This window comes from Lysobacter tyrosinilyticus (assembly GCF_054779815.1).
Map to the genome: position 1 here is coordinate 404,568 of NZ_BAAGXN010000004.1, position 25,270 is coordinate 429,837.

Annotated in this window: 21 protein-coding genes and 1 pseudogene; 7 read left to right on the plus strand and 15 right to left on the minus strand. The window is 65.0% G+C overall.

Annotated features, from left to right (window positions below; genetic code table 11):
* Positions 1 to 42: 42 nt before the first annotated feature.
* Positions 43 to 3,126, minus strand: a pseudogene (locus ACYVGK_RS12705) (Rne/Rng family ribonuclease); the annotation flags it as partial.
* A gap of 545 nt (positions 3,127 to 3,671) precedes the next feature.
* Between ACYVGK_RS12705 and ACYVGK_RS12710 the strand changes: the two are divergent.
* Positions 3,672 to 4,634 (plus strand): RluA family pseudouridine synthase, encoded by a 963-nt coding sequence (locus tag ACYVGK_RS12710; protein WP_460734212.1) that lies wholly within the window; start codon positions 3,672 to 3,674, stop codon positions 4,632 to 4,634.
* A gap of 13 nt (positions 4,635 to 4,647) precedes the next feature.
* Here the strand turns inward: ACYVGK_RS12710 and ACYVGK_RS12715 are convergent, their stop codons facing one another.
* The 3 genes from ACYVGK_RS12715 to ACYVGK_RS12725 are packed head-to-tail and all read right to left on the minus strand — an operon-like array spanning position 4,648 to position 5,790.
* Positions 4,648 to 5,007: an MmcQ/YjbR family DNA-binding protein gene (locus tag ACYVGK_RS12715; RefSeq protein ID WP_460734214.1), complete on the minus strand. Its 360-nt coding sequence runs from the start codon at positions 5,005 to 5,007 to the stop codon at positions 4,648 to 4,650.
* Positions 5,008 to 5,009: 2 nt separating this feature from the next.
* Positions 5,010 to 5,480, minus strand: coding sequence for an energy transducer TonB (locus tag ACYVGK_RS12720; protein WP_460734216.1), 471 nt, complete (start codon positions 5,478 to 5,480; stop codon positions 5,010 to 5,012).
* Positions 5,449 to 5,790: a 4a-hydroxytetrahydrobiopterin dehydratase gene (locus ACYVGK_RS12725; protein ID WP_460734218.1), complete on the minus strand. Its 342-nt coding sequence runs from the start codon at positions 5,788 to 5,790 to the stop codon at positions 5,449 to 5,451. The genes ACYVGK_RS12720 and ACYVGK_RS12725 overlap by 32 nt, the downstream gene beginning before the upstream one ends.
* Before the next feature lie 182 nt (positions 5,791 to 5,972).
* Between ACYVGK_RS12725 and ACYVGK_RS12730 the strand changes: the two genes are divergently transcribed.
* The gene (locus tag ACYVGK_RS12730) at positions 5,973 to 6,566 is read left to right on the plus strand and encodes an NfuA family Fe-S biogenesis protein (RefSeq protein ID WP_460734220.1); all 594 of its coding nucleotides are present in this window, start codon (positions 5,973 to 5,975) and stop codon (positions 6,564 to 6,566) included.
* A 131-nt stretch (positions 6,567 to 6,697) separates the two neighbouring features.
* Positions 6,698 to 8,287: a DNA polymerase III subunit gamma/tau domain-containing protein gene (locus ACYVGK_RS12735; protein ID WP_460734222.1), complete on the plus strand. Its 1,590-nt coding sequence runs from the start codon at positions 6,698 to 6,700 to the stop codon at positions 8,285 to 8,287.
* Between the two features lie 93 nt (positions 8,288 to 8,380).
* On the opposite strand, the gene ACYVGK_RS12740 is transcribed toward ACYVGK_RS12735, so the two are convergent.
* Together ACYVGK_RS12740 and ACYVGK_RS12745 are read right to left on the minus strand one after the other, a co-directional pair.
* Complete coding sequence (locus tag ACYVGK_RS12740) at positions 8,381 to 8,815, minus strand: c-type cytochrome (RefSeq protein ID WP_460734224.1); 435 nt, start codon at positions 8,813 to 8,815, stop codon at positions 8,381 to 8,383.
* An 11-nt stretch (positions 8,816 to 8,826) separates the two neighbouring features.
* The gene (locus tag ACYVGK_RS12745; protein WP_460734226.1) at positions 8,827 to 9,213 is read right to left on the minus strand and encodes a c-type cytochrome; all 387 of its coding nucleotides are present in this window, start codon (positions 9,211 to 9,213) and stop codon (positions 8,827 to 8,829) included.
* A gap of 377 nt (positions 9,214 to 9,590) precedes the next feature.
* Between ACYVGK_RS12745 and ACYVGK_RS12750 the strand changes: the two genes are divergently transcribed.
* From ACYVGK_RS12750 to ACYVGK_RS12760, 3 genes are read left to right on the plus strand one after another with little or no spacing between them, the layout of a single operon-like run.
* The gene (locus ACYVGK_RS12750) at positions 9,591 to 10,730 is read left to right on the plus strand and encodes an efflux RND transporter periplasmic adaptor subunit (protein ID WP_460734228.1); all 1,140 of its coding nucleotides are present in this window, start codon (positions 9,591 to 9,593) and stop codon (positions 10,728 to 10,730) included.
* Between the two features lie 15 nt (positions 10,731 to 10,745).
* Positions 10,746 to 14,210 carry an efflux RND transporter permease subunit gene (locus tag ACYVGK_RS12755; RefSeq protein ID WP_460734230.1) on the plus strand — a complete coding sequence of 1,155 codons (3,465 nt, stop codon included), beginning with the start codon at positions 10,746 to 10,748 and terminating at the stop codon, positions 14,208 to 14,210.
* Between the two features lie 43 nt (positions 14,211 to 14,253).
* Positions 14,254 to 17,361: an efflux RND transporter permease subunit gene (locus ACYVGK_RS12760; RefSeq protein ID WP_460734232.1), complete on the plus strand. Its 3,108-nt coding sequence runs from the start codon at positions 14,254 to 14,256 to the stop codon at positions 17,359 to 17,361.
* A 132-nt stretch (positions 17,362 to 17,493) separates the two neighbouring features.
* On the opposite strand, the gene ACYVGK_RS12765 is transcribed toward ACYVGK_RS12760, so the two are convergent.
* From ACYVGK_RS12765 to ykgO, 9 genes are all read right to left on the minus strand, one after another.
* Positions 17,494 to 18,711, minus strand: coding sequence for a TraB/GumN family protein (locus tag ACYVGK_RS12765; protein ID WP_460734234.1), 1,218 nt, complete (start codon positions 18,709 to 18,711; stop codon positions 17,494 to 17,496).
* Positions 18,712 to 18,824: 113 nt separating this feature from the next.
* On the minus strand, positions 18,825 to 19,763 hold the full coding sequence (locus tag ACYVGK_RS12770) for an alpha/beta hydrolase (protein WP_460734236.1): 939 nt from the start codon (positions 19,761 to 19,763) through the stop codon (positions 18,825 to 18,827).
* A 19-nt stretch (positions 19,764 to 19,782) separates the two neighbouring features.
* Complete coding sequence (locus tag ACYVGK_RS12775; RefSeq protein WP_460734238.1) at positions 19,783 to 20,376, minus strand: TetR/AcrR family transcriptional regulator; 594 nt, start codon at positions 20,374 to 20,376, stop codon at positions 19,783 to 19,785.
* A gap of 76 nt (positions 20,377 to 20,452) precedes the next feature.
* Positions 20,453 to 20,998, minus strand: a complete 546-nt coding sequence (locus ACYVGK_RS12780) for a GNAT family N-acetyltransferase (RefSeq protein WP_460734239.1) — start codon at positions 20,996 to 20,998, stop codon at positions 20,453 to 20,455.
* 7 nt (positions 20,999 to 21,005) lie between these two features.
* Entirely contained in the window at positions 21,006 to 21,893 is an 888-nt protein-coding gene (locus ACYVGK_RS12785; protein ID WP_460734241.1) for a carbon-nitrogen hydrolase, read from the minus strand.
* Between the two features lie 17 nt (positions 21,894 to 21,910).
* Positions 21,911 to 22,426, minus strand: a complete 516-nt coding sequence (locus ACYVGK_RS12790) for a DUF1697 domain-containing protein (RefSeq protein WP_460734243.1) — start codon at positions 22,424 to 22,426, stop codon at positions 21,911 to 21,913.
* A 26-nt stretch (positions 22,427 to 22,452) separates the two neighbouring features.
* A complete protein-coding gene (locus tag ACYVGK_RS12795) occupies positions 22,453 to 23,490 on the minus strand; it encodes an agmatine deiminase family protein (RefSeq protein WP_460734245.1) in 1,038 nt (345 codons plus the stop codon).
* Positions 23,491 to 23,591: 101 nt separating this feature from the next.
* Positions 23,592 to 24,002, minus strand: a complete 411-nt coding sequence (locus ACYVGK_RS12800; RefSeq protein WP_460734247.1) for a hypothetical protein — start codon at positions 24,000 to 24,002, stop codon at positions 23,592 to 23,594.
* Between the two features lie 154 nt (positions 24,003 to 24,156).
* Positions 24,157 to 24,282 (minus strand): type B 50S ribosomal protein L36, encoded by a 126-nt coding sequence (gene ykgO / locus ACYVGK_RS12805; RefSeq protein ID WP_010342887.1) that lies wholly within the window; start codon positions 24,280 to 24,282, stop codon positions 24,157 to 24,159.
* A 194-nt stretch (positions 24,283 to 24,476) separates the two neighbouring features.
* Here ykgO and cmk point away from each other — a divergent pair, with 194 nt between their 5' ends.
* Positions 24,477 to 25,148 (plus strand): (d)CMP kinase, encoded by a 672-nt coding sequence (gene cmk / locus ACYVGK_RS12810; RefSeq protein WP_460734249.1) that lies wholly within the window; start codon positions 24,477 to 24,479, stop codon positions 25,146 to 25,148.
* Positions 25,149 to 25,270 lie beyond the last annotated feature (122 nt).

The following is a 25,270-nucleotide window of genomic DNA, read 5'->3' on the forward strand; positions in this document are numbered from 1 at the left end:
GCGGCCGTTTCTTTTAGCTGAGCGCCTGCGTCAGGCGCGCTGCTCGTCGTTGTCCTGCTCGGCGGCCTTTGCGGCGGCATCGGCCGGGGCAGGGGCGACCGGTTGCGGTACGTCATCGAACAGTCCCGCCGTGCGCGGCAGTTCCTCGACCGGCAGCTGCGAGGTCGCGGCGGCTGCCGGCTCCTCGTCGATGCTGACCGCTGCTGTCGTGGCAGGCTCGACTTCGGCGCTGACTTCGGTGGCGACATGGCCACCGTCGCCCGGGAGTGCATTCGCGATCTCGCTCTCGTCGGCAGCCTGTTCCAGGCGATCGACGATCACTTCATTCACGGCCTCGGGTTCGACCGGTTCCGGAGCCGGCACGATGCTCGGTTCCACCGCTTCATTGCTGACGACGGCAGCAGGTTCGACTTCGCCGGACGAAGTGACGACGCGAGCGTTGCTATCGCTGACCGCCGGAGTCGGCTGCACTTCGCTGATGACTTCCGCGGCGACATCGGCCGGCGTCTTCCGGGGAGTGGTATTGGCGTTCGACGGAGCACTGACGACGGGTTCGCTAGCCGGCGCGGCGGTGACAACGGCCGACGGCGTGGCAGAAGCGATGTCGTCGAACTCGAACTCCGGCTGCGTGCGCTGCACTGGTGCGATCGGCATCTCGTCGTTGTCGAGAGCGAGGTCTTCGATGTCGATTTCGCCTTCGATGTCGTCGCCAAGCTCGTCCTGCGACAGGCTCTCTTCGTTTTCGCCGGCCAGCGTCGCGGCCTCACCGGCCGCACCCGTACCGCGACGGCGACGACGACCACCACGACGGCCGCGGCGACGGCGACCCGTGCCTTCGGCTGTGCTTTCAGCGCCCGGAATTGCGTTGTTGTCGGCTTCCGTGGCCGGCGCGGCAACGTTGGGGGTGTCAGCGTTCTCGACGCTCACAGTCGCGACAGTCGCCGCGGCAACGGCTGCCGGCGCGAGGGTGGCGACAGTTTCCAGGACCGGAGAAACGGCGACGACTTCAGCCTTGCTGGCTTCCGGCTTCGCCGCCTGAGGCTTCGGCTGCTGTGCCTGCTCGCGCGGGGGCTGCTGTACGCGCTCCTCGCCTTGCTGGCGCTGCGCGTTCTGTTGCTGCTGCTTTTGTTGTTGCTGCTGCTTTTGTTGTTGTTGCGCCTGCTGCTTCTGTTGCTGGGGCTGTTGCTGCTTCTGCTGCTGGCCCTGTTGCTTCTGCTGCTGGGGCTGTTGCTGTTGCTGCTGGCTGCGGCGTTCGTCGCGACGCTCGTCACGGCGGTTGTCGCGACCCTGCTTGCCGCTGCGGCGGTCCTGGCCGTCGCGGCGCGGTCCGCCGCGGTCCTGCGCGCGACCCTGTTGGCTGCGCTCGGCCTGCGTCGGCGCCACCGTGATCGGCTTGCTGCCGCGGAAGAAGCCGAGGATGCGCTCGACGATGCCGACCGACTGGGTCGGTGCCGCTGCAGCGACGGGCGTCGGCGCGGCGGCGACCGGTGCTGCCGGGGTTTCGCGCGCTTCGCGCGGCTCGCGCAGCGGAGCGGGCGAGGTCGGCTTCACGTTGGTCACGGCCGGGAGTGCCGGGATGTTGAGGTGGGCCTTGGTCAGCGCATGCGTCGGCAGCTTGCGTGGGGTGCCGCGCTGGTAGCTGGGCTTGCTCGACTCTTCGCCGAGCTCGTTCTCGCGGATGCGGGTGACTTCGAAATGCGGCGTGTGCAGTTGCTCGTCGGAGACGATCACGATCGGCGCGTCATGACGCTTTTCGATCTCGCTGAGCGCGCGACGCTTCTCGTTGAGCAGGAAGTTGGCGATCTCGGTCGGAGCCTGCACCAGCACCTGGCCAGTGTTCTCCTTCATCGCATGCTCTTCGGCCAGGCGCAGGATCGACAACGACAGCGATTCGACGCTGCGCATGCGGCCATGGCCTTCGCAGCGCGGGCACACGATCTGGCTGGATTCACCCAGCGACGGGCGCAGGCGCTGGCGCGACATTTCCATCAGACCGAAGCGCGAGATGCGGCCCAGCTGGACGCGGGCGCGATCGTGGCGCAGGGCACTCTGCAGGCGATTTTCGACTTCACGCTGGTGCTTGTTCGACGCCATGTCGATGAAGTCGATCACCACCAGGCCGCCCAGGTCGCGCAGGCGCAGCTGGCGGGCCGCTTCCTCGGCCGCTTCCAGGTTGGTGTGGAACGCGGTTTCCTCGATGTCGCCGCCCTTGGTGGCGCGGGCCGAGTTAACGTCGATCGCGGTCAGCGCTTCGGTCTGGTCGATTACCAGGGCGCCGCCGGAGGGCAGGCGCACTTCGCGCTCGTAGGCGCCTTCGATCTGCGATTCGATCTGGAAGCGGTTGAAGAGCGGCGTGTCGTCGGTGTAGTGCTTGAGCTTGCGCAGGTTGTGCGGCATCACCTGTTCGACGAACTCACGCGCTTCCGCATACATCTCCGGGGTGTCGACGAGTATTTCGCCGATATCCGGGCGCATGTAGTCGCGAAGGGCGCGGATGATCAGGCGCGATTCGGCGTAGATCAGGAACGGCGAGGGCTTGCTCAGCGCAGCCTCGGCTACCGACTTCCAGACCTGGAGCAGGTAGTCCAGGTCCCACTGCAGTTCTTCCGCATCGCGGCCTACGCCAGCGGTGCGGATGATCACGCCCATGTCGTCGGGGATGGTCAGCTTGTCCATCGCCTCCTTGAGGGCGGCGCGGTCGTCGCCCTCGATGCGGCGCGACACGCCGCCCGCGGTGGGCGAGTTAGGCATCAGCACCATGTAGCGGCCGGCCAGCGAGATGAACGTGGTCAGGGCCGCGCCCTTGTTGCCGCGTTCTTCCTTGTCGACCTGGACGACGATTTCCTGGCCTTCCTTCAGCAACTCCTTCAGGCCGGCCTTGTTGTGGTCGACGCCGGGCTGGAAGTAGTCGCGGGAGATTTCCTTCAGCGGCAGGAAGCCATGTCGCTCCGCGCCGTATTCGACGAAGGCGGCTTCGAGAGAGGGCTCGAGACGGGTGATCTTGCCCTTGTAGATGTTGGACTTCTTCTGTTCCTTCGACGGCTGTTCGATGTCGATGTCGTACAGGGTCTGGCCGTCGACGATGGCAACGCGCAGTTCTTCCGCCTGCGTTGCGTTGATCAGCATTCGCTTCATTGTTACGTCCTCGCGCGCTTCATTTCCCACCCGAGGGAGGGACGCGCGGAACGCCGTGGGCGTTTCGCCTCTGGATACCGCAAGCCGACTGGCGCGGGGCGAACCCCGGCTGCCGAGATGGCTGACCGCGCGTGGCACGCGCCGTCGGCTTCAATTTCCAGCGCTACGACACCACGGCAGACCGCGGGAGCGCTTTTGTTTCTGTTCCATAAGGCCGGCGACTAATGAGGCCGGAAGCAGATCGGACGAAGGTGAGCCGGCCTGTGCCGTCGCTCGTTTCCTTGGTGCGCCACTTCCCGCTCCCGTCGCACGGGGCGTTGTTCATCTCACGGCGGTTTGACCCACCGGGCGGGAACCGGTTCCGCCGGGCCGTCGCTGCTAACATGGCTGCCCCCAGGGCAGTGGTCAGGCGCGGACCGGATCGCAGGAGCGGGGCTTTCGGCCCCAAAGCCTCTCCGGATGACCGGGGGTTATGGCAACTCCAGCGAAATCAAAACCTTATCTCGCGCCCTCAGTGTAGCAGATCAACCAATCCGATGACCCGTTCAGATACCCCCGCCGCGTCCGGTCCGGGCGCCCGTACCGTTCGCGTGCCCGACGACCGTGATGGCCAGCGCCTCGACAATTTCCTCCTGGGCCAGCTCAAGGGCGCACCGCGTTCGCTGGTCTACAAGCTGGTGCGCTCGGGCCAGGTTCGCGTCAACGGCGGGCGGGCCAAGGCCGAGCGGAAGCTCGCGGCAGGGGATGAGGTCCGGATCCCGCCGGTTCGGCTCGGTGAGCCGAGCGACAAGGGCGCACCTCCCTCCGGCTTCCTGAAGGCCATGGAGGCGGCGATCGTCTTCGAGGACGCGCGCCTGCTGGCCCTCAACAAGCCGTCCGGTGTGGCCAGTCATGGCGGCAGCGGCATTTCCTTTGGTGCCATCGAAACCATGCGGGCGCTCCGTCCGACGCAATCGCTGGAGCTTGTCCATCGCCTCGATCGCGATACTTCCGGCCTGCTGATCATCGCCAAGAAGCGTTCGGCCCTGACTGAGCTGCAGGCCCTGATGCGCGAGGAAGGCGGGATCGCCAAGCGCTATCTCGCCTTGCTCACCGGCCGCATGCCAGACGGGGTGATGACGGTGGATGCACCGCTGCATATCGGCTTGCGCCAGGGTGGCGAGCGGCATGTCCAGGTCAATGCGGCCGGGAAGCCGTCGCTGAGCCACTTCAAGGTGCTCGAGCGTCGTGGTGGCCAGTCCTACTGCGAAGTGCGGATCGAAACCGGCCGCACCCATCAGATCCGCGTGCATGCGCAGCACATCGGACATCCCATCGCGGGCGACGACAAATACGGCAATGCCGACGCCAACAAGCGGCTGCGCGAACAGATCGGCCTGAAGCGCCTGTTCCTGCATGCCTCGACACTGGAGTTCGCCCTCGATGGCGGCAAGGCGCCGTATCTGCTCAATGCACCCCTGGTGCCGGAGCTCATCGACGTGTTGGATCGGTTGGCGTAAGCCGCCGACTGCGTCAGCTCGCGGCGATGGCCGCCTGGTGCCGGCGGGGCAGGGACAGGAATGCCTTCCTGTACGACCAATCCACCAGTTCGCGCAGGTAATCCTCGGGGACGGTGCGCACGTCCACGATCGTGACCCAATGGAACCGCGCCATGAACCGCGCGGGTTTGATTCCCGGGACGTCGGTCAACTCGAGAAAGCGTTCGGGCGTTGTACGGATCGTGAAACGCCATCGCTCGGGCTCGCTGGTCTTGAACCAGGCGAACCGCTTGCCGCCGACGAAGTACACAAGAATGTTGCTGGGGTGGCCGTAAAGTCGGGCTTCCGCGCCGGGAAGCGCCTGGCAATATCGTTTGAGGCCTTCCGTATCCATCCCTACAGGTAGCGATTGCACTCGTCCGGCGGCGGATTCGGCGGATTGAAGGTGACAGGGACCTGCAGCTTGCTCGTCGTCGGTTTGCCATGAACGGTGGCCGGGCGGAACTTCCAGTCGTGCACCGCGGTGACTGCGAGGTCATCCAACGCCTTGCTGCCACTGCTCTGGAAGATATCGATCTTCACCGGGTAACCGTTTGCTGCAAGCGCCACGTTGAGCACGACGGTGCCCCCAATACGCTTGCAGGCAAGATCAGGCGGATAGTTGGGCGGCGGTGTTTCTTGCGCCATCGGCGGCGTGGGCGCAGGTGGCGCCGGCTGCTCCGATTGCGGTTGCTGCTGGCACGCGGACAATAGAATTCCCAGCGGCAGCGCCAACCATGCGATCGATCCCTTGACGAAAAACATGGAGCGTTGCCGACCGGTCATGACTCCTCGCTCAGCCCAGCAGGGCTTCGGTTCGGGCTGCACAGATGAAGTCGTTTTCGCTCAGGCCACCCACGTCGTGCGTGGAAAAGCGCACCACGCAGCGGTTGTAGTGAACGCCGAGGTCGGGATGGTGGTCTTCGCGATGCGCCATATAGGCCAGCGCATTCACGAACGCCATCGTCTCGTAGTAGTTCTTGAAGTTGTAGATCTTGCTGAGCGCATGACCGTCTTCGATCAGCTCCCAGCCGGGGACTTCCGGCATCAACTCGCGCACGCGTGCTTCGCTGAGCTTGTGCTCGCTGCCGCGGCGGGGGAGGCAATGGGCCTGGGAGAGGGGGACGAGATCGCTCATGGGGCTCCTTCCTGAAAGGCGTCGATGCCTCGCCTGAACGAAAATGCATCGGACAATGTCGTAGGGTAGGCACGTGGCGGCTTAAGGCCGCGTGGACCCCGGTAGAATAGCCCGACGCTCAACATTTCCGAATTCGCCCCACCGGCACGTCACTCAAGCCGATGAGCGCGAGACCAAGCCGCATGATCAATATTTCCGAATCCGCCCAGACCCATTTCCGCAAGCTGATCGAGCGCGAAGCGCTGCCCGGTCTGGGCGTCCGGCTGTCGGCCGTCCATCCCGGCACCCCGCGCGCGGACGTGCGCCTGGAGTTCGCCGAACCCGCCGATCTGCAGGGCGATGAGTGGGCGATCGACTGCGAAGGTTTCACCCTCTGGCTCGAAGCCGCCAGCGTCCAGTACCTCGACGGCGCGGAGATCGACTACGAAACCCGCACCACCGGCGGCCAGCTTCAGATCCGTGCGCCGAAGATCAAGGGACACGTGCCGGCCGATTCGGCATCGTTGGTGGAACGTGTGCACTGGGTGGTAGAGAACGAGATCAACCCGCAGCTGGCCGCCCATCGCGGTCATGTTTCGGTGCAGGAAGTGACGGCCGACGGTGTGGTGATGCTGCGCTTCGGCGGCGGGTGTCACGGCTGCGGCATGGCTGACGTGACCCTCAAACAGGGTATCGAGAAGACCCTGCTGGAAAAGGTGCCAGGCGTGACCGCGGTACGTGACGCGACCGATCACGAGACCGGTGCCGCGCCCTATATCCCGCGCGACGCGGCGTAAGAGGGCAGCGGCGCTTGTTTACCGCCGCTGATCTGATCCAAGCCGTGCAGCGGCGGCTGCAGCTGGTAGCTCCCCATCTTCGTCGCCCCCCGGGTGAATTTCCCCCCGGATGGCAGCAATGGTTCGAAGCAATGACCGTGCGCGGCGGCGCCGTCACGGGAGCGACTGCTCAAGCGCTGATCGACGTCATCCTGCAGCGGCCGCTGGCCGAACGCCCGCGGAGAACCGGCGTGCTGACGCGCTGGCAGGCGTTCAACATGCTCTGGCGGCAGGAGTGGCACGGGCCGGAACCAGAAGACCGCAAGGTGCGCTGGTTCGCCGCTGTATTCACGGCGGTATGGCATCTGGTCTTCAGCATCCTGATGCTGTGGTTCTGGTTCACGCAGTCGGCCTACATTGAAGAGGCGACCAAGCGTCGTGGCGAAGTAGTGGTGCAGGTCGAATTCATTGGGCGCGGTACGCCCGAAGAAGTCGGTGGCGGCGAAGCGCAGGAGCCGGCTCCGGAGCTCGAACCGGCGCCCGCGGAGGAAGTCGCCAGCGAGACGCCAGCCCCTTCGACTGATGCGGCGGCACTGCCGACGCCGGCCGTGGAAACGCCAGCGGTCAACGCGCCGTTGCCCGACATCGTGCAACGTGAAGTTCCCGAGCCACAGGTGCCGCCGACTCCACCCGTACAGCAGGCGGTGGCGGTCAGCGCGCCGACGCCGGATACGAGCACCTTCGTGCTGCCACCGCCGACGCCGCGTGTTGTACAGCCGCAAATCCGCGTGCCCGAGATCACGGCGCCCGCGGCATCGATGCAGGCGGTGGAAGTGCCCGAACCGGTGCAACCGATCCAGCGCGAGATCGTGCCGCGTGCGACGTCCTCACCGCGGATCGAGGCGCGGGTTTCGGATGTGGCGCGACGCGAAGTGAGTGCGCCGGTCGAACGCATCGAGCGCCAAGTCGCGACGCCGACCGTCGCACAGCCCACCGTGCGTGCGGCCGAAGCGACGGTTCGCGTACGCGAAGTTCCCGCGCCGGCGACGAGAGCTGCCACTCCAGCGGCCACCGCCGCGCAGGCACCGAGTTCCCCAACCGCGAGTTCGACGGCGCCATCGACCGCCGCGACGAGCGCCCCTGCAAAGCCTGCAGCCAGCGGAACGACACCCGCTGCGGCCAAACCCAGTGGTGCCGCTCCTTCAAACGCGACTGCCGGGCAGGGGCCGAAGCCGATTCCTGCACCGGGCGGTTTCCCGACACCAGTCAAGGCCGACGACTGGGGCGCCTCCAAGCGCAATGTGCCTGGTGGGCAGCGGGGCGAGCCGCATGGTCTCTACAACTCGGAGGGTGGTCCACGCCTGGCGGAACAACCGGTCAATACAGGGCAGCCGCCCGGCACCGTGGACGATCGCATCGTCGACCTCGATCGCTCCGGCACCTGGCTCAAGCGCAAGCCAAACGACTACGAACCGACCACATTCGACAAGTACTGGCGTCCAAACGAAACCCTGCTCGGCGAGTGGGTGCGCAAGGGCATCAAGCGGATGGCAATTCCTATCCCGGGGACGAGCAAGCGCATCGAATGCGTCATATCCCTTCTGCAGCTTGGTGGTGGTTGCGGCATCAACGATCCCAATCTCAACGACCAGCCCGCCAGCGCGCGCCCGCCGCCGGACATCCCGTTCAAGCCGCAGCTGCAGGAAGACAATGGCAGCGTCAAACCAAAAGAGGGTGGCTAGCGCCGCGATTCCAGCGCGATACGTAACCGGTTCGGTTCGGAAAAAGAAAAGGCCCGCTTTCGCGGGCCTTTTTCATGTCCAGCTGGTGATGCCTTACTGCAGGCCGTGCAGGTCGCGCAGGTTGCTGGTGCGCGAAGTGAAGTACGCGCCCAGGTCGGCGATCTGCTGGTCGGTCAGTTCGGCGGCCTGGCCGGACATCAGCGCGTTCTCGCGCTTGCCTTCGCGGTAAGCCTGCAGGGAGTGGGCGATGTAATCGCCGTACTGGCCGGCCAGCTTCGGATAGGTCGGGTCGATCGGCGCGTTGCCTTCGGCACCGTGGCAGTCGACGCAGGCCTGGCCGGTCTTGGCGTTCTTGGTGCTGGCGAGCTTCGCGCCGGCTTCGGCGTTGCCTGCGGGCAGGCCGGCGGAGGAATGCTCGATGGGAGCTTCAGCTTCGGCGCCTTCGGCGGTGGCTTCTTCCGACTTGCTGCAACCGACCAGGGCAACGGCGGCGGTGAGCAGGGCGATGGCGAGGATCTTCTTCGTCATGGTGGGGCTGCTCACTTCAGGGTCGACAGGTAGGCGGCGATGTTGGCGATGTCCTGGTCAGAGAAGCTCTGGGCCTGGGCCTGCATCGTCGGGTGCTTGCGTGCGCCCTTCTTGTATTCGGTCAGCGCGTTGAGCAGGTACTGCTCCGACTGGCCGCCGATCCGGGGCACGTGGTAGCTCGGATACGCGTTCTTGTAACCGGTGATGCCGTGGCAACCCTGGCAGGTGTAGGTGAGCTGCTTGCCGGCGGCGGCATCACCCTTGATGGGTTGTGCGGCCGGGGCGGGTGCGGTCGTCGCCGCGGGGGTGGTGGCGGCCGGCTCCTGCTTCTTCGGTTCGTCGGCAAAAGCGACGGCCGAGGACAGGGCGAGGCAGGCGGCGATCATCAGCGGTCGCATCATGTAATCCGCACTCTCGAAATGGCTGAGTTGTTGTAGGACTGGCGTTTACTAAATCGGGTCGTGCGGGCTGCCGGACGGCCAGGGACGCGCACAAGTCGGCAAGTATAGCCGCGTGAACAGTCGCGACGAAATGCGGCCGGCATCCGACATCGAGAGACGTGCAACCCGACGTCACTGTTTCGCATCCCACAGGACAGATGCCGCGCCCGGCGGAGGCCGTCATGCGGCCACGGAACGAGCCGTGGCGGCAGTCACCATGACCTTCGGCGGATGGCCGTTGTGAAGGTGGGTGATATACCTACATACAACACCGGCATACAGCCAGAACACCAGCCGGAACTTCGTTTAACCGATTGCCCCCAGGGACAGATTCCATGCGCCAGACCCCTCTCAGCCCCAAGTCCACGGTCCCCACCGTGTTTGCCAGCCTGCTCGTTACAGGAGTCCTGGCCCTGGCCGCCTGCAAGGGCGGTGGCGGTGGTGAAGCTGCTGCAGACGGCAAGGATGGAAAGAAGAAGGGGCCGGAAGCGGTCCCGGTGGAAGTCGCCCAGGCCTCGCGCCGCGCGGTGGCTGCCAGCTACACCGGCACCGCCCCGCTGGAAGCCCGCGCCGAAGCCCAGGTGATCGCCAAGGTCTCGGGCGTCGCGCTCCAGGTCCTGGTCGAGGAAGGTCAGTACGTCCACGCCGGCCAGACCCTGGTCCGACTGGATTCGGCTCGTTCGGCGCTGGTGGCGGCCCAGAGCGCCGCCCAGCTGCGCAAGCTCGAGGCCAATTACGCCCGATCGCGCCAGCTGGCCGATCAGAAGCTGATCAGCGCAAACGACAACGACCAGCTGCGTTACGACCTCGAAAACGCCCGTGCCGCCAACAAGGCCGCCAACCTCGAGCTCCAGTACGCCAACGTCACCGCGCCGATGTCCGGCGTAATCGCCTCGCGCTCGATCAAGGCCGGCAATTTCGTCCAGATCAACTCGCCGATTATCCGCATCGTCGATGTCTCGCGCCTGGAAGCCGTGCTCAACGTGCCTGAGCGTGAACTGGCGACGCTGAAAGCCGGCCTGCCGGTCCAGCTCGGCGTCGATGCGCTGCCGGGCAAGACCTTCAAGGGCAAGGTCGACCGCATCGCGCCGGTGGTGGATTCCGGCAGCGGCACCTTCCGCGTCGTGTGCGCGTTCGCCGACGGTGAAGCGCTGCGTCCGGGCATGTTCGGACGCATCAGGATCGACTACGACCAGCGTGCCGACGCCCTCGTCGTGCCGCGCGCTGCACTCCTGGAGGACGAATCCGATCCGGCCGTCTTCGTCGTGCGCAACAAGAAGAGCACCCGCGTCCCGGTCAAGCTGGGCTACATGGATGGCGAATGGGCCGAGGTCCGCAGCGGTATCAAGCAGGGTGAGCAGGTCGTGACCGCAGGCAAGAGCGCATTGCGCGACGGCAGCGAAGTGGTGGTGATCGGCCAGCCGGGCGCCAAGGCGGAATCCGCGGCTCCCGCCACCGCGACCGCGCAGCGCTAAACGGAGGCTTCCAACGTGAGCCACACCTCGCAAGCTTCATCGGGGTTGATCGAGTTCGCCACACGCCGCCGTGTCACGGTGGCGATGGTGACGATCACCTTCGTGTTGTTCGGCCTGATCGCGCTGTCCCACCTCAAGGTCAACCTGCTGCCTGACCTGAGCTATCCCACGCTGACGGTACGCACCGAATACACCGGTGCCGCGCCGACTGAAATCGAAACCCTCATCGCTGAACCGGTGGAAGAAGCCGTCGGCGTGGTGAAGGGCCTGCGCAAGCTGAAGTCGGTCTCGCGCACCGGGCAGAGCGACGTCGTGCTCGAGTTCGCCTGGGGCACCAACATGGACCAGGCCAGCCTCGAAGTGCGCGACAAGATGGAAGTCGTGCAACTGCCGCTGGAAGCCAAGAAGCCGGTGCTGCTGCGCTTCAATCCTTCCACCGAGCCGGTTCTGCGTCTCGCCCTAACGTCGAAGACCGATGGCGATTCCGTACGTGCTCTGGGCGCGCTGCGCCGCTACGCCGAAGAAGACCTCAAGAAGAAGCTCGAGCCGGTCGATGGCGTCGCAGCAGTGAAGGTCGGCGGTGGTCTCGAAGACGAGATCCAGGTCGACATCGACCAGCAGAAGCTCGCGCTGCTCAATCTTCCGATCGAAACCGTCATCCAGCGCTTGCAGCAGGAGAACATCAACATCTCCGGTGGTCGCCTGGAGGAAGGTTCGCAGCGCTATCTGGTGCGCACGGTCAATCAGTTCGCGACCGTGGACGAAATCCGCGAGATGCTGGTGACCACGCAGGCTGCAGGTGGCGGCGCCGCCGCGAACGCGGCTGCCGAAATGGCCCGTGTTGCGGCCGCGACCGGTAACGCTGCGGCGATGGCCGCGGCGCAGTCCGTGCAAAGCGCCAATTCGGGCGGCTCGTCCACCGTGGCCGGCGGCATGCCGGTGCGCCTGAAGGACATCGCCGAAGTCCGCCAGGGCCACAAGGAACGCGAAGCGATCATCCGTCTCGGCGGCAAGGAAGCGGTCGAGCTTGCGATCTACAAGGAAGGTGATGCCAACACGGTCGCCACCGCCGATGCGGTCGAGGCCCGGCTGAAAGAACTCAAGGACCAGATTCCGGCAGACGTCGAACTCACCACCATCGACGACCAGTCGCAGTTCATCCGCCATGCCATCAGCGACGTGAAGCTCGACGCCGTCATCGGCGGCTTCCTCGCGATCCTGATCATCTTCCTGTTCCTGCGCGATGGTTGGAGCACGTTCGTCATCGGCCTGTCGCTGCCGGTGTCGATCGTCGCGACGTTCTTCTTCATGGACCAGTTGGGCCTGAGCCTCAACGTGATGTCGCTGGGCGGCCTCGCACTCGCGACGGGTCTCGTCGTGGATGACTCGATCGTGGTGCTTGAGTCGATCGCCAAGGCACGTGAACGCGGCCTGGGCATCCTCGATGCCGCCATCCAGGGCACGCGCGAAGTGAGCATGGCGGTCGTGGCTTCAACGCTGACCACCATCGCGGTATTCCTGCCGCTGGTGTTCGTCGAAGGCATCGCCGGTCAGCTGTTCCGCGACCAGGCGTTGACCGTTGCGTTGGCGATCGCGATCTCGCTCGTCGTCGCCATGACGCTGATTCCGATGCTGAGTGCGCTCAAGGGCCGCGCACCGATGGCATTCCCGGAAGAGGCACCGCATCCGAAGTGGAAGCCGGCCGCACGCGTGCTCAAGCCGGTCGCGGCCGTCGAACACGGCATTGGCGCGGCGTCGCGCGGCGGGATGTTCGGCATCGCCTGGGTCATCGTGAGGATCTGGCGCGGCATCGTTGCCGTCATTGGGCCGGTCATGCGCAAGGCCAGCGATTTCGCAATGGCGCCTTACCATCGTGCGGAAAGTGGCTATCTGAAGTTGCTGCCCGCGGCGCTGCATCGCCCGTGGATGGTGCTCGGCGCCGCCACCGGTGTGTTCGTGCTGACCTTGCTGACGGTGCCGATGCTGGGCGCGGATCTGATTCCGCAGCTGGCGCAGGACCGCTTCGAGATGACCGTCAAGCTGCCGCCGGGTACGCCGCTGCGCGACACCGATGCGCTGGTGCGTGAATTGCAGCGCCAGCACGCCAAGGACGATGGTGTTTCGGTGCTTTACGGTGTCAGCGGTAGCGGCACTCGCCTGGATGCCAATCCCACCGAAAGCGGCGAGAACATCGGCAAGCTCACGGTCGTGATGGCTAACGGTGGCAGCAAGGCCATCGAGGCCCAGGAAACCGAGCGTCTGCGCGCAACCATGGCCGGCCACGGCAATGCCCAGATCAACTTCGCACGCCCAGAGCTCGTCAGCCTCTCCACGCCGCTGGAAATCGAGCTGCGCGGTACTGACCTCGCCACGATCCAACGCGCCGGTCAGCAGATGGCGGGGATGTTGCGCAAGAACTCGCACTACGCCGACGTGAAGTCGACGGTCGAGCAGGGGTTCCCGGAAATCCAGATCCGCTTCGATCAGGAGCGCGCGGCTTCGCTCGGCCTGACCACGCGCCAGATCGCCGATGTAGTGGTGAAGAAGGTGCGCGGCGATGTCGCCACGCGCTACAGCTTCCGCGATCGCAAGATCGACGTGCTGGTGCGCGCGCAGGAGTCTGATCGCGGCTCTGTGGAAAGCATCCGTCGCCTGATCGTCAACCCCGGCAGCACGCGTCCGGTGACGCTCGATGCCGTGGCGGACGTCGTTTCCACGACGGGTCCGAGCGAAATCCATCGTGCGGACCAGGTCCGCGTGGCGATCGTGTCGGCCAATCTGCGCGACATCGACCTCGGCGGTGCAGTGGAAGAAGTCCAGAAAATGGTCAATGACCAGCCGCTGGGCGTCGACGTGCGCATGCACATCGGCGGTCAGGGCGAGGAGCTGCAGCAGTCGGTGAATTCGCTGCTGTTCGCCTTCGGCTTGGCCGTGTTCCTGGTCTACCTGGTGATGGCGTCGCAGTTCGAATCGCTGCTGCACCCGTTCGTCATCCTCTTCACCATTCCTCTGGCACTGGTCGGTGCCGTGCTGGCACTGCTGCTGACCCGCTCGCCGGTCTCGGTGGTGGTGTTCATTGGCCTGATCCTGCTGGTCGGCCTGGTGGTGAAGAACGCGATCATCCTGATCGACAAGGTCAACCAGCTGCGCGAAGAAGGCGTGGCCAAGCACGAAGCGCTGATCGAAGGCGCTCGCTCGCGACTGCGTCCGATCATCATGACGACGACCTGTACGCTGTTCGGCTTCCTGCCGCTGGCTCTCGCTTTCGGCGAAGGTGCGGAAGTGCGCTCGCCGATGGCGATCACCGTGATCGGCGGCCTGCTGGTTTCGACCATGCTGACGCTGCTGGTGATCCCGGTGGTGTACGACCTGCTGGATCGTCGCGCGGATGCGTACTACCGCGAACGCGGTCTGCGCGCCCGTCGCGAGAAGGCGGAAACCGCCGCCGCCATCGATGCGGATCCGGAGGCGGCAGGATGATCGTCTCCGTCCACTCCATCCTCAAGCAGGGGAGCGACCGCGCATGAGCATTGCCGAGCTGAGCATCAAGCGGCCCGTCACGGCGATCATGTTCTTCGTGTCGCTGTTCGTCGTCGGCCTGATTGCGGCGATCCGCCTGCCGCTGGAAGCCTTCCCCGAGGTCTCGCCGCCTTTCATCTTCGTGCAGCTGCCGTATGCCGGCTCGACGCCCGAAGAGGTCGAACGCACCGTGCTGCGTCCGGTCGAGGAAGCGATGTCGACCATGAGCGGCATCAAGCGCATGGATTCGGAAGCCAAGGCGGACGGCGCCCAAGTCTTCCTCCAGTTCAAGGACTGGAGTCGCGATGCCGCCATCGCAGCTTCCGAAGCGCGCGAAAAGATCGATACGATCCGCAAGGACTTGCCCGACGACCTGCAACGCTATTTCGTCCTCAAGTTCTCCACCACCGACCAGCCGGTGCTCAAGGTACGTCTGGCGAGCCAGACGCAGAACCTGGTCGGTGCCTACGACCTGATCGATCGCGAGTTCAAGCGCCGCCTGGAACGTATTCCGGGCGTCGCTCGAGTCGATATCTCCGGCGCGCCGCCGAATGAAGTTGAAGTCGCGATCCAGCAGGACCGTCTCACCGCGCACGGCATCAGCCTCAACGACCTTACCAAGAGCCTGCAGGCGCTGAATTTCTCGGTGTCGGCGGGCGAGATCGAAGACGGCGGGCGGCGGCTGCGCGTGCAGCCCATGGGTGAATTGACCGACCTGCAGCAGTTGCGCGATCTGGTGATCGCTAACGGGATCCGCCTCAGCGACGTTGCGGACGTGCGACTGAAGCCAGCACGCCAGGACATTGGGCGCCGTCTCGACGGGCGTCCGGCCGTGGGCCTGGACATCTTCAAGGAGCGCAATGCGAACCTGGTCGAGGTCTCGAAGAATGCGCTCAACGAGGTCAAGAAGATCCAGCAAGAGCCGGAGCTTCAGGGTATCCAGGTCAAGATCATCGAAGACCAGGGCGACAACGTCACGACTTCGCTGCTGGAACTGGCCGAAGCCGGCGGCATCGGTCTGATCCTCTCGATCGCGGTGCTGTTTTTCTTCCTGCGCCACTGGCCGTCGACGCTGATGGTGACGTTGGCGATTCCGATCTGCTTCGTGATGACCCTGGGCTTCATGTACTTCGCCGGCGTCACGCTCAACATCCTGTCGATGATGGGCCTGTTGCTTGCGGTCGGCATGCTGGTCGACAACGCCGTGGTCGTGGTGGAGAGCATCTACCAGGAACGCGAACGGATGCCCGACCAGCCACGCCTGGCCTCGATCCTGGGCACCCGTCACGTCGCGATCGCGCTGTCGGCGGGCACGCTGTGCCACTGCATCGTGTTCGTGCCGAACCTGTTCGGCGAGCGCAACTTCATCAGTATCTACATGTCGCAGATCGCGATCACCATCTCGGTGTCGTTGCTGGCGTCGTGGCTGGTGGCGGTGAGCCTGATCCCGATGATCTCGGCGCGTCTGAAGACGCCACCTGCGGTACGCAGCGAAGGCGGCCTGATCCCGCGCATGCAGCGCCGCTATGCCAGCCTGCTGCGCTGGACGCTCGAGCACCGCGGCAAGAGCATCCTCGGCATCATCCTGATCATCCTGGTCAGCTTCGTTCCGATGAAGATGACCAAGGTCAACATGTTCGGTGGCGAAGAGGGCAGGGACACCGAGTTCTACTACCAGTGGAACGGCAGCTACACCAAGGAGCAGATGGCGGACGAAATCACGCGCGTCGAGAGCTACTTCGACGCGAACCGCAAGCGCTTCCATATCCAGCAGATCTATTCCTACTACAGCGAGCAGGGCTTTGCCGGCACGCGGATCACCTTCGATGACAGCGCGGGTCCCATCAAGCCGATGGTCGACACGATCGTCAAGGAGCTGCCCAAGTCGGCACGCGCCACCGTCGGCGCGGGCAACCAGGGCGGGCCTGGCGGCGGTGGTCAGCCGGGGCAGAAGGCGCAGGTGTTCCTGGTCGGCGACTCCACGCAGACGCTGACGGAACTGGGACGTGACATCGTTCCGATCCTCTCCCGTCGCAAGGAACTGCGTGACGTCCGCGTCGACATCGGCGACACCAACAGCGAGCTCAACGTGCGCGTGGATCGCGAGCGTGCGGCGGCGTTCGGCTTCAGTGCGCAGCAGGTGTCGCAGTTCGTCGGTTTGGCCCTGCGTGGTGCGCCGCTGCGCGAGTTCCGTCGCGGCGAGAGCGAAGTCCCCGTGTGGGTGCGCTTTGCCGGTGCGGAGAAGTTCGGCGTCGAAGACATCGCCTCGTTCACCGTGCGTGCTCCAGATGGCCGCACCGTGCCGCTGCTGGCGATGGTGGACGTGGACGTGCGTCCGGCGGCCACATCGATCAAGCGCGCCAACCGCCAGACCACGCTGACCATCACCGCCGGCCTTCCCGACAAGGTGACGATGCCGGATGCGCGCAAGGCGATCGAGGAGTCGTTGAAGTCGGTGTCGTTCCCGGCCGGCTACAGCTACACCTTCGAAGGCGGCGGCTTCGGTGATGACGACGAGGCGATGGGGCAGATGCTCTTCAACCTCTTCATCGCCTTGATCCTGATCTACATCGTGATGGCGGCGGTGTTCGAGTCGCTGCTGTTCCCATCGGCGATCATGAGTGGTGTGCTGTTCTCGGTATTCGGCGTGTTCTGGCTGTTCTGGATCACGGGCACCGAGTTCAACATCATGGCCTTCATCGGCATCTTGGTGCTGATGGGGGTAGTGGTGAACAACGGCATCGTGATGATCGAGCACATCAACAACCTGCGCCGTCGTGGGCTGTCACGCACCGAGGCGCTGGTCGAAGGCAGCAAGGAACGACTGCGTCCGATCCTGATGACGATGGGCACGGCGATCCTGGCGATGGTCCCGATCGCGATCGGCGGCACCAAGATGGGCGGCGAAGGTCCGGCCTACTACCCGATGGCGCGCGCCATTGCCGGTGGTCTGGCGTTCTCGACCATCGTGAGCCTGCTGTTCCTGCCGACGATCTACGCGATGCTCGACGACCTGCGCGCCGGCACCACGCGTGTGATCCAGCGCGCACGCGGTAAGGCTGGGCCGGCGGCGGTCCCGGCTGCGTCCGTTGCAGCGATCCACGCGGAGTGAATTGAGTCGCTCCGCGTCAGCAGCGTATAAAACTAAAGCCGGCCCGCAAGGGCCGGCTTTTTTCTTTCCAGCGATGGTATTGGTAGTGCCTTACGCGTCCTACCTGGATCAGCTCCGCAGTGCGCTTCGAGCTTATCCGGCCAGCTTGCTGGCGATGCTCACACCGGCCAGCCACACGCCGATCATCGTGCCGAAGTTGGTGAGCAGGAAATTCAGCACCACGCGTGCGACGCGATTGCGATACCAGCCGCGCAACGTCTGCGCGTCATCGCGCAGGGCGAGGAAGTCGCCATACGCGGGCTTGCGGCGTTGCGCTTCGATGAGTGCGGTGACCGCACCGGTGGGCACGCCAGGGCGGAACGGCTTCAGCGGAGCCACCAGTGCGGCGGCAATCACACTGAGCGGATGACCGCCGGCCAGGATGCAGCCCAGAGCCGCCAGGCCACCGGTGAACAGCACCCATTGCTTCAGCAGATCCGCGCCAACGGCCATGCCGCCGTGCCAGAAACCCCAGCCAATGCCGGTGAGGATCAGGCCCATGATGATCAACGTGATCCAGGGGATGCGGCGCTTGGCTTTCACGACTTCCAGTTCGGTGCGCAGCGCTTCCGGATCGCGCGTTTCTTCACGCAAGTGTTTGGCCATGCCCTGCAGATGACCGGCACCGACCACCGCGAGCACTTCGCGCGCATCGCCGTGACTCTCGCGCAGACGTGCGGCCATGTAGCGATCGCGCTCGCCGATCACGGCTTCATACAGTTCTGGACTGCTGCTGGCGAATTCGCTGAAGCTGGCCTCCAGCATGTCGCCCTGCTTGAGCTTCTCGATTTCTTCGGCGCCTACTTCGTCATCGGCGAAGAGACTGCCGATCAGTCCGCTGCCGAGCTTCATCCGACCCCAGAAACCCAGCTTCGCCGAGGCACGCTTGAAGGTCAGGCCGACTTCGCGGTCGATCAGGTGTACCGGCAGGTTGCGTTCTCGCGCTTCCAGAACGGCCTGCTTCAGTTCGGCACCGGGCTCGATGCCGAGCTGTTCGGCGAGACGACGCTGGTAAGCCGACAGCGCGAGATTGGCCGCGAACATCGCGACGCGGCCGGTGCGGATGACCTGGATCAGGTCGAGCTTGGCAAGCGCTTCGGGATCTGTGAGGGCCTGCAGGCGCGGCGGATCGAGTTCGACCGCGACGGCATCGAAGCGACCGCTGCCGACGGCTTCCTTCACCGCATCGACACTGGCGCGCGATACATGCGCGGTGCCGAGCAATGTGTAGCGGACGCCGTCGCGTTCAACGATGGCGTGAGGCTGCGTGGTGAGGAAGTCGGCGGGCGTTGCGGTGGCTTCAGCGGTCATCGAGTGTCAACAGGTGCGGCGGAGGACCGCCCGGATTCTTCCAGGCGGCCGCGCAGCATAGTCGTTCCGGGGCAACGCTGTCCGAGGATTCGCGCGATCGCTGCCAGTCCGATTCAGGCAAACCCGTAGGGCAGGTTGGGGCTGGAAACCACACGCTCGCCGACCTGTTCGCCTTGCAGAAAATGCATGGCAGCAGCGATCACGCCAGCATCGTCGGCGATGCGGTTGTGACCAAGGCCACGGGTGCTGAGCAGCCGCGAATCCTGCCAGAAGCGGGCGTAACGCTCGCCCTCGGACCAGGGGACTTCACGATCTTCGACGTCATGCACGATCAGCGCCGGACGGGCGATCTTCGGCGCGTTGTTGTGCGCCTGCAGCTCGTCGACGTCGAAGCGCATGGCTTGCTCGAAGCTCGCGAACATGCGCCGGCCGAGATAGCCGGCCAGCCATACGAAGCGCGAGAAGCGCTCGACCGCTGCGAGCGGATCCGCGGCCGGGGCAATCAGGATGGCGCGTTGCGCTTCCAGCCCGCGTGCCAGCGCGAGAGCGCTGGCCGCGCCACCGAGCGAATGTCCGATCACCGCGGCAGCGGGCCCGAAGTGACGGCCGACCGCAAGCAGGTGAGAGGTGAAGTCGGGCAGGGTGGTGTAGGTGCCGCTGCTGCGACCGTGGCCCGCCTGGTCGAACGCGACCACGGCATAGCCAGCATCGCGTAACGGCTTAAGCCAGGTCGCGATCCGCGTGCCATGACTCGACCAGCCGTGCGCGAACAGGACATAAGGCTGGTGGCCGGGATCGCCCCAGACGTAGGTGTGGATGCGCGTGGCATCGACATCGAGTTCGAGCTCGACGGCGTTTAGCGTTGGCGCCGACAGGGCGCGGGAGCGCGAGGATGCGAACGGCTTCGTAAATAGTCGGCTTGCCTTGCGCACCACGGCCTGGGGTGCGAGCCAGGCGCCGACCAGGAATTCGAACCGGACCGCATAGAGCGGAATAAGATTACGAACGGTCGTGCTAATCGAGGGCGTGCGGTTTGAGGTGACAGCGGCCATGGCAGATACCTCGATGGGGTCAGGGGGAGTTGGCGGCGAACCAGCGCTCGACGGCGCGTTCGCCTAGCACGCGGGCATGGTCGTAACCGAACAGCCCGGACTGGTGATGGACGGTGAGCGGGATCGAATACAGCTCGAAGGCGTATTGCTCGCTGTCGCCGGGGCGCAGATGACCGCATTCGATCGCGAGTTCGATGGCCCGGCGCAGCACGTCGCGCCAGCGCATTTCGTTGCGGGCCACCTGGTCGTGCAGTAGGCCGGGGCGGTCGTCGTATTCGGTGACCGAGCTCATCAGCACGCAGCCGCCCCGGTTGGTCGAGCGGACCCACTCGAACCAGTTGTGCATGATCGCCCGCAGGCGTGGCAGACCACGCGGCTGCGACAGGGCGGGCGTGAGCACCGCATCGCCGAAACGCATGGCGGCGGACTCGATGACCGCCAGCTGGAGTTCCTCGCGCGAACCGAAATGGGCGAAGACGCCGCTCTTTGACATTCCGACCGCCAGGGCCAACGGGCCGATCGACAGACCCTCGACGCCCGAGACCCGGGCCATCTCATAGGCCCGCTCGATGATGGCGTCGCGGGTGGCAGTGCCCTTCGAGGTGGCGGTCATGGCGGACATGAAACGCAAAATAGCACGACCGTTCGTTTAGTGGCGGCCGTTCGTCGGACGACTTCGTGCCGCAGTTTCAGCCTGCGGGGGTTGAGTTGCCGTCGCCCAAGGAGAGTTGCATCTGCACCGTGTCCAGCCAGCGACCATGCTTGCGGCCCAGCCCCTCGAAAATGCCGACGACGCGGAAGCCCATCCGCTCATGCAATGCGATCGAAGCCGTGTTCGAGCGGTCGCCGATCACCGCAACCATCTGGCGATAGCCCATCCCGGTGCAGGTGGCGATCAGGTGCCCGAGCAACGCCCGGCCGATACCGCGCCCATGGAGATCCGGGTGCACATAAACGGTGTCTTCCACCGTCCAGCGATAGCCCTCGCGCATGCGATAGCTGCTGGCGTAGCCATAGCCCGCGAACCGACCGGCGCATTCGGCGACCACGTACGGATAACCCTGCGCGACGATCGCCTGCCAGCGCCGCGTCATTTCCGCATCGTCGGGGACGGTGTACTCGTAAGTGGCGACGCCATCGAGTACTTCACCGGCATAGAGCGCCGTGATGGCCGCCATGTCGGCGGCCGTGGCGGGGCGCAGCACCAGGTCCGCGGGGCCTGCGTGCTGCGTCATATCCATATCAGTCGCGATAACGCTTCAGCAGATCGCCGTAGGCATCGATGCGACGGTCGCGCAGGAACGGCCAGATGCGGCGCACGTGCTCGCTGCGCTCCATGTCGACTTCGCACATCAGGATTTCGGGCTCGTTCTGGTTGGCTTCGGCAAGGAATTCGCCCTGCGGGCCGAGTACATGGGTGGAACCCCAGAACTGGATGCCCGACGTGCCCAGCGGGGAGGGCTCGTGTCCAACGCGGTTGCACGACAGCACCGGCAAACCGTTGGCCACGGCATGGCCGCGGTGACTGAGGATCCAGGCGTTGCGCTGGCGATCCTTCTCCGGCTGTTCGTCTTCCGGATCCCAGCCGATCGCGGTGGGATACAGCAGCAGCTCCGCGCCGGCCAACGCCATCAGGCGCGCGCCTTCCGGGTACCACTGGTCCCAGCACACCATCACGCCGAGGCGACCGACCGACGTATTGATCGGTTCGAAACCGATATCGCCCGGGGTGAAGTAGAACTTCTCGTAGAAGCCCGGATCGTCGGGGATGTGCATCTTGCGGTACTTGCCCGCGGTCGAGCCGTCCTTTTCGAACACGACAGCCGTGTTGTGGTACAGGCCGGTGGCGCGCTTCTCGAACAACGAACTCACCAGCACGACGCCGTGCTGCTTCGCCAATGCGCCCAGGCGTTCGGTGCTCGGGCCGGGAATGGTTTCGGCGAGATCGAACTCACCGACAGACTCGTGCTGGCAGAAGTAAGGGCCGTTATGCAGCTCCTGCAGTAGAACCAAACGCGCACCGCGCTTGGCCGCCTCGGCGACACGGGTTTCGATTACGGCCAGGTTCGCTTCGGCATCGCCGTGGTTGCGTTCCTGGATCAGGGCGACGGGCAGGGTGGTCTTTTTCATGGGCGAATTGTAGGTGCTCAGGCCGCGGCGCACTTCTTCACGGTGTCCCAGGTGCGGGTGGTGATGTCGGTGCCGAAGGTTTTCTCGATCAGCGCCATGAACACGGGCGTTCCGGGCGTGGGTTCGTAGGCGGTAAAGATTTCGCTGCCCTGGATCGCCAGGATCCGGGCGCCGTCCTTTTCGGGCGGCAGCTTGGGCGGAGCATCGAGCGGCTCGCGCAGGAACGTCACGACGCGCTTGGCCGTGGCGGTCAATCGGAAGTCGCGATACGGATCGGCGTCGATCAGGGCTTGAAGGCGAGCGACGGGACGCACCACGGTCCAGAAGCTGCGATCAAGCGACTCCGACATCGCGGCTTCCGCCTTGCGCGCGATTGCGAGCTCGGACCGCGAGGTGGTGTCGAACACGACATTGCCGCTGGACAGCAGGGTCTTGACGTTAGTGAAGCCGGCCGCCTCGAAGCAGCGCTTGAGCTCCGGCATCTTCGCGTTCATCGGGCTGACGCCGCGGAGAAAGGCTACGTAGCGTGGCATGGTCGCTGCGACGATCGGCTCGGGAATTAGGCCGCCACGACGCCGGCGGGCAGCTGCATGGTGATGCAATGCAGGCTGCCGTTCTGCCAGATGAGCGGACGGCACGGGACGGCGACTACTTCGCGATCCGGGAAGGCTTCGGCCAGCACGGCTTGCGCCTGCGCATCGGCTTGGTCGCCATAGGCCGGCATCAGCACCGCGCCGTTGATGATCAGGAAGTTGGCGTAGCTGGCCGCGAGACGGCGACCGTCGTCGATGACCGGTTGCGCCCACGGCAGCGGGAACAGCCGGTACGGCGCGCCGTCGCGCGTGCGCAGCGCGGCGATCTCGTCAGCCATCGCCTTGAGTTCGGCGTAGTGCGAGTCGCTCTGGTCGTCGCAGGCCTGGAACACGATCGCGTCCGGCGCCGCGAAGCGGGCGAGGGTGTCGACGTGTGCGTCGGTGTCGTCGCCCTCAAGGTAGCCATGGTCCAGCCACAGCACGCGGTCCTGGTGCAGCCAACCGGCGAGCTTGCGGGTGATGTCTTCGCGGCTTGCCGCCGGATGGCGCTCGTTGAGGCATCGCCAGGTGCTCAGCAGGGTGCCGTCGCCATCGGTTTCGATGGCGCCACCTTCCAGAGCAAAATCAATGGATTGCCGCGAACTGTTCAAGAAGGTTCCGACTTGCTCGAGGTGCTCGACCAGCTGGTCGTCGAGACTCGCCTCGAACTTGCCGCCCCAACCGGTGAAGCGGAAATCGAGCAGGCGGAAACCGTTGCCCTCGCGCAACGTGATCGGGCCTGAGTCGCGCAGCCAGGTGTCGTCGTATTCGGCGGGAATGAAGTGCACGCGCGAGAGATCCAGCCGCGCCGAACGCAGGCGGGCTTCGGCATAGGTCTGCAGATCGTCGTCGGCAATGCAGATCAGCACCGGCTGGAAGCGCGTGATCGCAGCGACCAGGGCGATGTAGGTCTCCTCGACTTCGCCCAGGCGGTCGGCCCAGTCGGTGTCGGCATGGGGCCAGGCGATCAGGACAGCGGATTGGGTTTCCCATTCCGCGGGGAAGCGAGGGGGGGCTGGATTCATTGGAGGCACAGGCAAAGAAAAACGGCGGGGAATGATAGCCCGCCGTTCCGGATCCGGATTTGGTTTGAGCGACCCGCGCACGAATGCGCGGGTGCAACGCATTACTTGATCGGCGGCTTCGGGCCGACTTCCATCGCGCTGGCCTTGTTGGCCACAACGTCGATCACGCGGCTCTTTTCGAAGTACACGGTGAAGTTCGCATAGGCCCAGCGGTTGATGGTCGGCCACTTGCGCTTCTGGCCACCACGCGGCTCAAGCTTCTCGGAGGGAGCGCCGTACTTCGCTTCGACCTCGGCCATGGTCTGGCCGCGGACTGGCATGGCTGCCTTGTTTTCTTCCTGTACGCGCTCGATCAGCAGCGTGCGGGTCTCAGTCTCGGTCGGGGCCGGCTGGGCTTCAGTAGTTGCAGGCTGGGCCTCGCTCGCGGCGGGCGTGGTCTCGGTCTGGGCCCAAGCTGCTCCGGTCAGGGCCAGAAGGGCGAACATCGGAATGGCGGCAATACGAGCTTTCATAGCGTGGCACTCCCCAGTGGACGGGCGATTGTACGCACAAGCATGCAGAACGCGGCAGCAAGACGCCGTCACGGTTTTGCATGCGGCGTCAGGGCTTGGAAACGCAAAAGGCCGCCTTGCGGCGGCCTTTTCGTCGAACTCAGAACGCTGGCGCTTAGCGCTGGCGAGCCTTGAAACGCGGGTTCGACTTGCAGATCACGAAGACCTTGCCACGGCGGCGAACGACCTTGCAGTCGCGGTGACGGGCCTTCGCCGACTTCAGGGAGGACAGGACCTTCATGACAGACCTCGGACGAAATGGGTGAAAAGGGGGTGGAGCGGAACGAAGCCCGCGATTCTAGAGGGTAAATTGCCGGCAGATCAAGTGGTTGCGTCGAGCGCGTGCGATTCGGGGTGTCGGGACGGCGTTTTTGGGCTTCGTTTCGAGGTCGGATCAGGCGCGGGAGCTGAATCGGTACCCGTCATAATGTCCCGATGACCAACATTATCCCCGTACTCACGATCGACGGCCCTTCCGGTTCCGGCAAGGGCACCATCAGCCGCCTCATCGCCCAGCGCCTGGGCTGGCATTACCTGGATTCCGGCGCCCTGTATCGGGCGGTAGGCGTGGCCGCAGGCTGGGAGGGTATCGACCTGGACGATCACGCCGCATTGGTCCGGTGCACCTTCGATACCACCATCGAGTTCCGGGAGACCGAGGCTGAGCTCAGGGTCGTGGTCAACGGCGTGGATGCGACCGATGAGCTGCGCACCGAAACCGCGGGTGCGGCCGCTTCGGCCATCGCGGCCATTCCGGAGGTCCGCGCCGCCCTCAAGGATCGCCAGCGCGTCTTCCGCCAGTCCCCGGGCCTGGTCGCCGACGGTCGGGACATGGGAACCGTGATCTTCCCCGACGCCCCCTTCAAGGTCTTCCTGACCGCCAGTGCCGAGGAGAGGGCGGAAAGACGCTATAAGCAGTTGATGGAAAAAGGGGTTTCCGTTACATTGAGCGGTCTGCTGCGGGAGATCCTTGCCCGTGACGCCCGTGACGCCCAGCGCGCCGTGGCGCCGTTGCGACCGGCCGATGAAGCCGTCCGCATCGACACCACCGGACTCGGAATCGACACGGTCGTCGAGCAGGTGCTGGCGCTGTTGCCCAAGCACTGAGCGAATCGTCTTTCGCGGCAGATAAAGACCCCATCGCAATTCTGCGATGGGATTTCCATCAACTGGTGCATCGACCCCGATGGCACCGCACAACGGGTGGGTCGCCGGATCCTGGCGGACTT